9 protein-coding genes are annotated in these 11352 nt (G+C 62.3%); all 9 read right to left on the reverse strand.

Annotation, left to right across the window (positions count from 1 at the left end):
• Positions 1–497: 497 nt before the first annotated feature.
• Positions 498–1211: a DUF4240 domain-containing protein gene (locus ACYVDE_RS06725; RefSeq protein WP_460500713.1), complete on the reverse strand. Its 714-nt coding sequence runs from the start codon at positions 1209–1211 to the stop codon at positions 498–500.
• Positions 1212–1272: 61 nt separating this feature from the next.
• Complete coding sequence (locus tag ACYVDE_RS06730; protein WP_460500714.1) at positions 1273–2364, reverse strand: phosphoribosylformylglycinamidine cyclo-ligase; 1092 nt, start codon at positions 2362–2364, stop codon at positions 1273–1275.
• A gap of 121 nt (positions 2365–2485) precedes the next feature.
• The gene (gene purF, locus ACYVDE_RS06735) at positions 2486–3982 is read right to left on the reverse strand and encodes an amidophosphoribosyltransferase (RefSeq protein WP_460500715.1); all 1497 of its coding nucleotides are present in this window, start codon (positions 3980–3982) and stop codon (positions 2486–2488) included.
• 85 nt (positions 3983–4067) lie between these two features.
• Positions 4068–4763, reverse strand: coding sequence for a phosphoribosylglycinamide formyltransferase (gene purN, locus ACYVDE_RS06740; RefSeq protein WP_460500716.1), 696 nt, complete (start codon positions 4761–4763; stop codon positions 4068–4070).
• Positions 4764–4786: 23 nt separating this feature from the next.
• Positions 4787–6076 carry a phosphoribosylamine--glycine ligase gene (gene purD, locus ACYVDE_RS06745; RefSeq protein WP_460500717.1) on the reverse strand — a complete coding sequence of 430 codons (1290 nt, stop codon included), beginning with the start codon at positions 6074–6076 and terminating at the stop codon, positions 4787–4789.
• Positions 6077–6107: 31 nt separating this feature from the next.
• On the reverse strand, positions 6108–6491 hold the full coding sequence (locus ACYVDE_RS06750) for a nuclear transport factor 2 family protein (protein WP_460500718.1): 384 nt from the start codon (positions 6489–6491) through the stop codon (positions 6108–6110).
• 11 nt (positions 6492–6502) lie between these two features.
• Positions 6503–7414, reverse strand: a complete 912-nt coding sequence (gene purC / locus ACYVDE_RS06755) for a phosphoribosylaminoimidazolesuccinocarboxamide synthase (protein WP_460500719.1) — start codon at positions 7412–7414, stop codon at positions 6503–6505.
• A 19-nt stretch (positions 7415–7433) separates the two neighbouring features.
• Entirely contained in the window at positions 7434–8369 is a 936-nt protein-coding gene (locus ACYVDE_RS06760) for a phosphoribosylformylglycinamidine synthase subunit PurQ (protein WP_460500720.1), read from the reverse strand.
• Positions 8370–8410: 41 nt separating this feature from the next.
• On the reverse strand, positions 8411–11352 hold a 2942-nt coding region (locus ACYVDE_RS06765; protein ID WP_460500721.1), incomplete at its 5' end, for a phosphoribosylformylglycinamidine synthase subunit PurL.

Here is an 11352-nt window from a genome sequence, read left to right on the forward strand (position 1 = left end):
GGCAGGTCGCGGCGGGCAATGCGGGCGGCTAGGTCGGCGGCGAGCAGAACGTCGGTGGCGGGCGGGGACGTTGCTATGGGCAATGGCGGGGCAACCAAGCCGGCCGCACGGGCCGGAGCCTAAAAATAGCTTACCCGCCGCCATCCGACCAAGGCGCCCAGCAGACCGGTGTATCGCAGGCAGCGCTGCCCGTTCGCACTTGAATGCCCGTTATATAATAGTCCCCGGTGGTTGCTCATACATGTGCAAGCTTTGTATAGTAGATGCACGCGGCTATTCATACTTATCTACGCGTTGCATAGTAGTACTACGTGACTGGTCCTAAACAATTAGCTTGCGTATGGCAACTACTGGCATTTGTCCTTATTTACACGACCCGTGTATGGTAAGTAGATTCGACGGAGACCGGTGGTTTGCCGGGGAAGCGGCATTAAAGCACGGAGCTACGCACCGCGTCAGTAGCTGGGCTACTCCGCAGTTTGGGTGAGCCATTGTCCTCATAATTCAGCCCAGCCCGCCTTATTACTGCACGTTTCAATAGACACTTTGGTGAGGTGCGGATAATCGTCGTCCTTGGTTTTGCGGGTGTATGCTTTCTGTGGCAGGTAAATCAAGCTTTCGAACTCGTAGCCGACCGGCCATTTGCCGGGGTCGAGTAGCACCGCTTCGTAAAAAGCCCGGCCATTGGTCAGTACGCTGCACCGGTCGTACAGGAAGGCATCGCCCGATATGTAATCAGTATTTTCGCCGGGATAGCAGGCAGCCGCATATTTCTGGCTATCGAGCTGATAGAGCTTTTCGGCCAGCAGCTCATCGAAGGCAAAAATATCATTCAGCGGCAGGGCGGCCAGCCGTTTTTCGGCCGGTAGCAATACAGCATCATCGTCACCCGTCTTTTTCCAATTAAGGGCGTCCAGAATTTCCCAGAACAGGTCTTCGTCCATTGGGCGATAAACGTGCTTCAACTTCTTCGACACTGCTTTCTCAGGCACCGTTTCGCCCATCTGGATTTCCCGATAGCCCTTACGCAGCTTCTCTTGAATGAGCTTTGAAACTTCCGCAGCGCAAGCTTCTGAGCTTCCTAGTGCTTTTGACGTTTCCCTGCCCTTTGTGGCAACCTTACCAAAAGTCACCGTGTAGGCCGAATCAATCAGTTCGATATTCCAGAACTTGTTGGCGTCGCCTTCCTGATTAATAAAGTAGCGTTTCATGGCAGGTAGAAATTGTAACGCGAAGTACGCTAAATCATCTACCTGCCATGACACAGATTCCTTACGCGTAGCGCAATTCCCCCGCCGCCACGCGCAGCGTCACGCCAGGTTCGGCGGTGAGGTGGCCGGCCACCTGGGCCAGGTAGCCGCTGGCGCGCAGCGAGGCCACCACGGCTTCGGCCGAGGCTTCTTCCGTCACGATGAGCATGCCGGTGCCCATGTTCCAGTAGAGGTAGGCAGTTTCGGCGTCGAGGCCGCCGAGCTCCATGAGGCGCTGCATGGCGGGCAGGGGTTCGAACAGGTTGTCGAGCACCGCGCCGAGGCCGTTTTTGAGCACGCGCTTGAAGTTGTCGGCCACGCCGCCGCCCGTGATGTGGGCGATGCCGTGCAAGGGCAGGCCGGCATCGAGCAGGGCCGTGATGCCGGGCGAGTAGATGAGCGAGGGCGAGAGCATGGCTTCGCCCCAGTTGGCGTGCTGGTCGGGGCCATCGTAGGGGGCCTCGTGCCAGTTTTCGCCGAAGAGGCGGGTGAGGGTTTTGCGGGCCAGCGAGTAGCCGTTGGAGCGGAACGAGGGCGAGCGCAGCGCCACCACCGCGTGGCCAGCTTGGGCAGTTTTGCCGCTCAGGGGCTGGGCCAGGCTGGGGTGCAGCACCCCGATGGCCGTGGAGCACCAGTTGAAGTTCATCTTGGCCCCCGGCCAGCCGCCGATGCGGTTGCCGAGCTCCGCAATTTCGCCGCCGGTGATGGCGATTTGGGCGAAGTTGGCGGCATTGTGCAGGCCGCGCATCAGCTGGTCCACCACGTCGTAGTCGAGGTGGTTCACGTCGATGATATTGGACAGGTTGGTGGGCACGAAACCGGCGGCGATGAGGTCGTCGGCCGTCATGGCGATGAGGTCGTAGCCCAGCGAGTCGTACTGGTTCAGGCGCTCGGCCACTTCAATCTTGGTTCCGATGCCGTCGGAGCTGATGCCGAGGCGCTCGGCGCCGAAGCGAATTTCGTTGGAGAAGCCGCCGTCGAGGTCCTGGGCGGGCTCGCCGGGCTTTCCGGCGCGGTTGGCGAAGGTTTTTTTGGCCCAGGAGTAAGCATTGCGCGAGGCGGCGTTGCCTTCTTCGATGGAGTAGCCGGCGGGGTTGTTTTGGGAGTCGTTCATGCGGGGAACCCCACCCCCGGCCCCTCCCCTTCGGGAGAGGGGAGCCTGACGCGGGGCCTTTGGGGCTTTTGGTGAAGTAAATCAAAAGCCCCTCCCCCGGAGGGGAGGGGTTGGGGTGGGGTTAATGCTCCGTCGGTGCGGGCGCTTTCGCGCTCACCGACTTCTTATCCTTTTTATCGCCGCGGTGGCTGGCGCGCTCTTCCTGAATGTGGCGCAGGTAGTGCGTCACGTCGCCCGTCGGGTACTTGCCCGAGAAGCAGGCGAAGCAGCTGCCGCCGTGGCCTTTTTCCTCGGCAAACAGCTCCTCCAAGTCCGATAAATCCTGGTAAATGACTTTATCGGCTTCGATGTAGCGGCAGATTTCGTCGGTGGTGTAGTTGGCGGCAATCAGCTCGGTGCTCATGGCCATGTCGATGCCGTAGATGCAGGGCGACACGATGGGCGGCGCGCTCGATATGAAGTAGACTTCCGACGCCCCGGCTTCGCGCAACAGGCGCACGATGCGGCGCGAGGTAGTGCCGCGCACGATGCTGTCGTCCACCACGGCCACCTTTTTGCCCTGCACGAACTCGCGGATGGGGTTCAGCTTCTTCTTCACCACGTCTTCGCGCCCGGCCTGGGTGGGCACGATGAAGGAGCGGCCCATGTGGTTGTTTTTCACCAGCGCGCGGCGGTAGGGCACGCCAATGGCCTCGGCCAGACCGGAGGCCGCGAAGTAGCCCGAGCTGGGCACGTCAATCACCATGTCGGGCTTCAAGCCGGCATCGACCACCTTGCGGGCCAGGATTTTGCCCAGCCGCACCCGCTCCCGCGCCACTAGGCGGCCGTGAATCACGGAGTCTTCGCGGGCGAAATAAATCTGCTCGAAGGCACAGAAGTTTTTGGGCAGCGCGTACTGGTTTTTGCGGTGCACCTGGTAGTTATTGTCGATGAAAATGGCCTGGCCGGGGCCCACATTCTCTACAAATTCAAAGTCCAGGTAGTCGAAGCAGGTGCTTTCCGACACGAAGGCGTAGACCGGGCCGGCGGGCGTGTCGCGCCGCCCCAACGCCAGCGGGCGGATGCCCAGCGGGTCGGTGAAGGCCAGCAGGCCGTGCCCGGCAATGACGGTAATGGTGGCGTAAGCACCCTTCACCAGTTCCTGGGTGGTTTCCACGGCATCGAAGATATCGACTACCGAAATGTGGTCGAGGTCTTTCACGCGCAGCTCCGAGGCGAAGGTGTACATGATGAGCTCCAGGTCGTTGGTGGTTTTGGGCAGCACGTGGTACTTATCGTGCAGGCGCTTGGCCACGTCGCGGAAGTTGATGACGTTGCCGTTGTGCACCATCGCCAGCCCGAAGGGGTAGCTGGTGGTGAAGGGCTGGGCCAGGTCGGAGTCGTTGGCGCCCTGGGTGGTGTAGCGCACGTGCCCGATGCCGATGTTGCCCTTTAGCTTCTTCACGTGTTTGGGCTTGAACACGTCGTTGACGAGCCCTTGGCCTTTGCAGAGGTGAAACGAGTCGTCGAAGGTGGCGATGCCGGCCGCGTCCTGCCCCCGGTGCTGGAGGGCAGTGAGGCCGACAATCATATCGCCCACGACGTTATCGGGACCGTGAAAACCTACTATTCCGCACATGGGATGGGATGGTTATGGAGTATCTGAGGGGGTGGGTTGAACGTCATGCAGAGCGCAGTCGAAGCATCTCGCGTGGGGTAGCAGCTTAATCGTTGTTGATTAGTGGCGGCACGCGAGATGCTTCGCTACGCTCTGCACGACGTGCCTGCGTAATCAATTCGGCCAAAGTCCGCGCGTACAGCTCGTGCTCCACAGCGAGGCCGCGGCGCTCGACTTCGGCCAGCGTATCGGCCCCGCGCAGGTCCACTGTTTGCTGAGCGAGGATGGGGCCGGTATCGAGGCCTTCATCCACGAGGTGCACCGTGATTTTGGTTTCGGGCAGCTTGTTTTCAAACGCCCACTCGTAGGCGTGCAAGCCCTGGTGCTGGTGGGTATCGGCGGGGTGAATGTTGATGATGCGGCCCGCAAACGGCTGAATGAAAGCCGGCGACAAAATGCGCATGTACCCCGCCAACACCACCAAATCGGGCTGATACTGCTGGAGCAGCGCCGCCGCGTCAGCATCAAAAGCTTCGCGCTTGCGGCCCTGGCTGGGCAGCGAGGCGATGGGGCAGCCTAGGGCCGCGGCGGCTTCGAGGCCGAAGGCATCAGGCTTGTTGCTGAAGACCACCACGACCTCGGCCAGGCCTTTCAGAATGCCGGTTTTGGTAGCTTCGAGCAGGGCCAGCATGTTGGAGCCCCGGCCCGAAAGCAGGATGGCCAGGCGGGCGGGCCTCCCCTCTCCCCCGCCGAAAGAGACGGAGGTCTGCTGGAATTGCTCGAAGGAGGCGAGGAGCTTCATTAGTTTGAGTTGGGCTTCTGGTCTCAATTTACAACGGCGGCCGTCAGGACCGGGGCGGGGCGTTGGGCAATGTCGGAGCGGAAATAGGCTCCCTCGAACGTGACGCGGGCGCAGGCTTCGTAGGCGCGGGCGGTGGCTTCTTCCAAATCTTGGCCGTGGGCAGTGAGAACGAGGACCCGGCCGCCGTTGGTCACGAGCTCGCCGGCCTCGTTGCGCTTGGTGGCGCCGTGGTAGGCGTGCACGCCGGCCGGCAGGTTGTCGAGGCCGGTGATGGGAAAACCGGTGGGGAAACCGGCGGCCGGGTAGCCGCCCGAGGCCAGCACCACGCCTACAAACGCGCCGGGGCGCTGCCGAACGCCCTGTTTAGCGAGGGTGCCATCGAGTGTAGCTTCAATCAACTCAAGCAGACTGCTGTCGAGGGCAGGCAGCAGGACTTCGGCTTCGGGGTCGCCGAGGCGGGCGTTGTATTCGAGAAGCTTGGGGCCGCTGGGCGTGAGCATGATGCCGAAATAAAGGAAGCCCCGGAACTCGAACTGCTCTTTTTGCAGGCCGCCCAGGGTGGGGTCCACGATGTCGCGGCGGATGGCGGCCAGCACGTTGGCATCGGCGAAGGGCACGGGACAGTAGGCACCCATACCGCCGGTGTTGGGGCCGAGGTCGCCGGCCAGCAGTTGCTTGTGGTCCTGCGAAGTGGCCAGCAGGCGGATGGTGCGGCCATCCGTCAGGCCGATGATGCTGATTTCGGGGCCGGTGAGCTTCTCTTCGAGCAGGAAGCTGAACCAGCCCGAGTAGCTCGTCTGCAAATCATCAAAAGCCGCTTCGGCTTCTTCGGGCGACGAGCACACGTACACGCCCTTGCCGGCGGCCAAGCCGTCGTATTTCACCACCACGTGCCCGCCCAGCTCGGCGGCTTTGGCGCGGGCGGCGGCAATGTTATCGCTCCGGAAGGGCCAGGCCTGCGCCGTAGCCACGCCGTGGCGGCGCATGAATTCCTTGCTCCACACCTTCGAGCTTTCGAGCCGCGCCGCCGAGCGGGTGGGGCCGAAAACCTTGATATCGGAACCGGCAAAAAAGTCGGTGATACCGGCCGCCAGCGGGGCTTCAGGACCCACCACAATCAACTTGGAATCGTGGGCCTGGGCGAAGGCTTTCACGGCCTCAAAATCGAGCGGGTTCACCCCGGGGTGGCTGTTGGGGATGCCAGCGTTACCGGGCAGCACGTGCACCGTGGCCCCGTCGCGGGTCAGCTTTTCGGCCAGGGCGTGCTCGCGCGCGCCGGAACCGAGGAGGAGAAGGGTTTGGGAGTCAGTCAAGGGAGTACGGAATTAAACCCGCGCCGCGGGGCTAGCTAATGTCTTCGATGGAAATAATCCGGCCGTCTTCAATCTCGAAAACAGACCGGCCTTGCAGCTGCAAGGCGTCGCCCGGTTGCAGACCGTTGGGCAGTTCAATGGCGGCAACCGCCGAGTAATCAATGGCAACTTCGACGCGCGGGCCACTAATCTGCCAATCGGTCACGCGCTGCTCTCGCGCGGAGAAGTATTGCGTGGCCTGCTCGGCCTGCTGCCGAAAAGCCGCCTTACCGGTCGTAGTCAGGTTTATTTCACCGTTGGAAACGTTGCGAAATACGACATCCTCATGCAACGGCGCGAGCATGCCGGCAACATCCAAGCGGTTGTACGCTTTGATGTAGGATTCAACAAGTTGCTTGGGGGCGGCAGTTTCCATTTGGTAACTGGTCAGAGTAAGCCGGCCTGCGCGAGGTTGGCCAGCAGGCGGGCGCGGACATCCTCGCTGTCGGCGGTGGGCAGGGGCTCGCCCACGATGCGCTCGTAGATGTCGAGGTAGCGGCGGCTGGCTTCCTGGGCCACTTCCGGGGTGAGGGCGCGGGGGTACTGGTCGTCCTTTTTGTTGGCAATCAGCCATTGTCGGATGTACTCTTTGTCCATCTGCTCGGCCGTTTCGGGGTTGCGGGCATAGTCCTCGGCGCTCCAGAAGCGCGACGAATCGGGCGTGTGCATCTCGTCGATGAGAATCAGCTCACCGTTCAGCAAGCCAAACTCATACTTGGTATCAACTAGGATAATACCTTTCTCGGCCAGCAGCTCGGAGCCGACTTTGAACAGCGCCAGGGATTTTTCCTTCATCTGGTCGTACAACTCCTGGCTCACCCAGCCCTCACTCACGAGGTTCTCGGGGGTAATTTCGCGGTCCGACTCCTCCTTGGTGGTCGGCGTCACGATGGGCTCGGCGAACCGCTGGTGCTTGGTGAGGCCGTCGGGCACCGTCACGCCCGAGAAGGTGCGCTGGCCAGCTTGGTAGCCGCGCAGCATCGAACCGGTGATGTAGTTGCGCACCACCATTTCCACCCGGATGGGCTCGGCCTCCTTCACCAGCATGGCGTTGGGGTCGACGAGCTTAATAACGTGGTTGGGGATGATGTGCGCGGTTTTGGCAAACCAGAAGTTGGCCAGGCCGTTCAGCACCGCGCCCTTGTGCGGGATGGCGGTTTCGAGCACCGAGTCGAAGGCCGAGAGGCGGTCGGTCACGATGATGAGGCGGTCGCCGCCGGGCGCGCGCAGGCTGTCGCGGACTTTGCCACGGTGCAGCAGCGGGAGCTGGGGAGAATCGAAGTGCGTGAGGGTGTTCATTAGCTACGTTTCTGGGAGGCTAGTTTTGGTTGGCGAGTTGCACAGCCGGAGCCGTAGCGCTGTTTTTTTGGGTAATGTGGGCGACGATATTCTGGAAGATTTTCAGCCCCTCCCCTTCCTCGCTGGCGCCGGGGTTCTGCCGCCGCCGCCGCGCCCAGTCAGGGTGGTTGTAAGCCGACAGAAACGCCTCCGGGTGCGGCATCAGGCCGAATACCTGGCCGGTGGTATCGGTCAGGCCGGCGCAGTTCAGGGACGCGCCGTTGGGGTTGAAGGGGTACACATCGGTAGGGCTGCCGTCGAAATCGGCGTAGGTCAGGCAGTTCAACCCGGCCGCTTCAATGGCGGCCTGCGTAGCGGCATCCGGAATTACCAGCCGGCCTTCACCGTGGCGCACGGGCACTTCCAGCGTCTCGATGCCTTTCAGAAAAGGCGTGCTCGACGTGGGGTTCACGCGGAGCGTCACCCACCGGTCTTCGTAGCGGCCGCTGGCGTTGTGGGTCAGGGTCACTTCGGGGGTTACGTTGCCGCCCATGTTGGGCAGCAGGCCCAGCTTCACTAGTACCTGGAAGCCGTTACAGATGCCGAGCACGAACTTGCCATCGGCAATGAACTGCTTAATGTCGTCGAGCAGGGTGCGGCCGTCGGCGCTGGTCTGGCGGTAGCGCAGCTTGTTGGCCAGCACCACGCCCGAACCCAGGTCGTCACCGAAGGAGAAGCCACCGGGGAAGTTCAGGATGTCGAAATCGTGGATGCTCACCTGTCCGTGCAGCACCTGGTTGAGGTGCACGATGGTGGCCTCGGCGCCGGCCAGACGGTAGGCGGCCGCGAATTCTTCTTCGCAGTTGATGCCAAAGCCAGTCAGAATCAGCGCCTGCACCGCGCCGGGCGAACCCGTGCGGCCATCTTGTGCCTCCGATTGAACTTTATGTGCTCCTTGAGCCGAGTCTTGTACCATTTCAAAAGTCTTTTGGGCCAATGGAAAAGGGTCTTGTGCTTTTAGAGCGAGTTGGAGTGGCTTAGATTGTCTTTCGATACCACGCCGAGTAATTGATTGACGGGCCCGTTGGTCCAGGCGGCGCGCAGCGTGGCGGTGTTGGCCGCAATCACCGGCTGGCCGGCGTGGCGCACGGTCAGCTGGCCGTCCAGCGTCACACGGCCGAGGCGGGTGGCGCGCTCGCCAAGCAGCTGCTCGAAGGCCACCACATCTTCCGGGGCCACGGTGGCCAGGAAGCGTGAGTGTGACTCCGAAAACAACTGCGTCGCCAGCGGCAGGCCGGTGGCGGGCAGGTCGATTTCGGCCCCGTAGCCGTAGCCGAAGGTGGTTTCGGCCAGCGCTACGGCGAGGCCGCCGTCGCTCAGGTCGTGGCAGGACTGGATGAGATGCTGGTCATTGGCCTGGCTCACGAGGGTGTACAGCGCCTTGGCTTTCGCGAAATCAACCTTCGGCACATTGGCGCCGAGCTGACCGTGCAGGGCGTAGAACTCGGAGCCGCCCAGCTCGTCGTAGGTTTCGCCGAGGAGGTACACCACGTCGTCGGCCTGTTTGAAATCGGAGGTGATGGCGCGGCGCACGTCTTCCATCTTGGCCGTCATCGAGTAGAGCACGGTGGGCGGCACCGAAATCTTCACGCCGTCGGCCTTGAAGTCGTTTTTCATCGAGTCCTTGCCGCTGGTGAGCGGGATGCAGTAGGCGGCCGTGGCATCGCGCAGGGCCTCGCACATGCGCACCAGCTTGGCCAGCTTCTGCTTGCCATCGGGGTTGCTGGTGGGGTCGTACACTGAGTCGGGCACGCAGAAGTTGTCATTCACCGACCAGAAAATGCCGTCGCCGGGCGTCAGATTCGGGAGCTTCCCTCCTACCGCAATAATCTGGCGCACCGCCTCATCAAACGAGCCAGCCGACATATCATACGCGTCCAAGTCGCCGTAGCGCGGGATGATGCCGTTGCTCACGGCCACGCCTTCCCAGCTCTCAAAGTTGAAGCGCACCACGGCGGCATCCTGCGGCGCCTGCCCGGTTGCGCCCATCAGCGGCTTCACAATCGTGCGGCCCTTCACCTCGTGGTCGTACTGCCGAATCACCGATTCGCGCGAGCAGATATTAAGCGAACCCAGCAGCTGCGTCAGCGTCTCGGTGTAATCCGTGACCGTCGGAATTTTCGGCTCAGCAGCGGCGGGTTTGGTCCACTCCGCTTCCAGGATTTTGCGCGGCACGCCCTCGTGCAGGAACTCCATGTTGAGCCGCGCCACCGGCGTGCCGTCGAAGCGCACGTCCAGGAAACCATCGGCGGTGAAGTGGCCGATATCCGTCAGCTCCACTTCCATTTCCTGACCCAGCGCCAGCAGCTCGTCCATCTTGCCGGGCTCAACCACCAGCGTGAACCGCTCCTGCGACTCGCTCACGAAAATCTCCCAAGGCCGCAGGCCGGGGTACTTCAGCGGCACGCGCTCCAGCTCCACCACCGCGCCGCCCGAAATGCCAGCCAGCTCGCCCACGGAGGACGACAGGCCGCCCGCGCCGTTGTCGGTGCTGCATTTCAGCAGACCGCGGCGGGCTGCCAGCATGAGGAAATCCATCGCCAGCTTCTGGGTGATGGGCGAGCCGATTTGCACGGCCGTGGCGGGCGCGGTTTCGTCCAGCTCGATGCTCGAGAAAGTCGCGCCGTGAATACCGTCCTTACCCACCCGGCCGCCGGCCATGATGATGCGGTCGCCGGCATCAATCTTCTTTTCCCACGAGTCGAGCCCGGCGAATTGCATGGGCATCACCGCGCCAGTGCCGCAGTACACCAGCGGCTTGCCGGCGTACCGGTCATCGAATACAATGGCGCCGTTCACCGTGGGCACGCCCGACTTATTGCCGCCGTCTTCGATGCCCTTGCGCACGCCTTCCAGAATACGGCGCGGGTGCAGCTGCCCGGTCAGCAATTGCCCATCAAATTCGGGGTTACCGAAGCACAGCACGTTGGTGTTGAACAGCAGCCGCGCGCCCCCGATGCCAGTGGCCAACGGGTCGCGGTTGTTGCCCAGAATGCCCGTGATGGCCCCGCCGTACGGGTCGATGGCCGAGGGCGAGTTGTGCGTTTCCACCTTCCACACGAACAGCGCGTCGGGATTGATGCGCACCGCGCCGGCGTTGTCCGAAAACACCTTAATCAGCCAGTCGTTGCCGTTGGCGCGCAGCTGGCGGTCCACTTCCGACGTGGCGTTTTTGATGTAAGTTTTGAACAGCGAATCGACCTGCTTCTCCTCGCCCGTTTCCAGGTCTTTGTAGTTGATTAGGGCCGAAAACTCCTTGTGCTTGCAGTGCTCCGACCAGGTTTGGGCGATAATTTCCAGCTCGCAATCGGTGGGGTCAGTGGGCAGGCCTGCGGCTTTCCGCTCCGCCTGCGTTTCGGCAGCGGCGAAGTAGTCGCGCACGGCCCGCATTTCTTCCAGATTCAGGGCGTAAATGTTTTCCTTCGAGAGCTGCAGCAGTTCCGCATCGCTCAGGCCAGTCAGCGAAACGACTTCGGTAATGGCCTCGGCCCCGCCGCCAGGGCGCGGCGTGTAGTCGCGGATGCCATCGGCCACGCGGCCCACTTCCAGCCAGTTGATGAGCTTATTGCCAAGCAGCTCCTCCGCGATACGGCGCAGGTCGGTTTCGGGCAGGTCGTTTTCGAGCAGGTAGAGCTTCTTGCTGAAAATGTGCTGGGTGTGCACGTCCAGCGGCTCGTTCAGGATATCGGCGAGAGCATTCTGGGCCGAGGTGCCTTCGTCGTCGGTCACGCCGGGGCGGCGGGCCACCAGGATGTAGGTGGCGTAACCTTCGGCGCCGGTCAACTCGTTCAGGCGCACGTCGTGCAGCACCGGGTCGGCGAGACAGCGGGTGGCGAAGTCGCGGAGCTGGGTTTCGCTCAGCGGGTAGCGCACGGTGTAGAGGGCGGCGCTGCGCACGC

Source organism: Hymenobacter agri (assembly GCF_054778495.1).

Bases quoted from the DNA above. Each gene is read 5' to 3' on its own strand.
- ACYVDE_RS06725 (WP_460500713.1), bottom strand. From the start codon at position 1,211: ATGAAACGCTACTTTATTAATCAGGAAGGCGACGCCAACAAGTTCTGG.
- purN (WP_460500716.1), bottom strand. From the start codon at position 4,763: ATGAAGCTCCTCGCCTCCTTCGAGCAATTCCAGCAGACCTCCGTCTCT.
- purC (WP_460500719.1), bottom strand. From the start codon at position 7,414: ATGAACACCCTCACGCACTTCGATTCTCCCCAGCTCCCGCTGCTGCAC.
- ACYVDE_RS06730 (WP_460500714.1), bottom strand. From the start codon at position 2,364: ATGAACGACTCCCAAAACAACCCCGCCGGCTACTCCATCGAAGAAGGC.
- ACYVDE_RS06750 (WP_460500718.1), bottom strand. From the start codon at position 6,491: ATGGAAACTGCCGCCCCCAAGCAACTTGTTGAATCCTACATCAAAGCG.
- ACYVDE_RS06760 (WP_460500720.1), bottom strand. From the start codon at position 8,369: ATGGTACAAGACTCGGCTCAAGGAGCACATAAAGTTCAATCGGAGGCA.
- purF (WP_460500715.1), bottom strand. From the start codon at position 3,982: ATGTGCGGAATAGTAGGTTTTCACGGTCCCGATAACGTCGTGGGCGAT.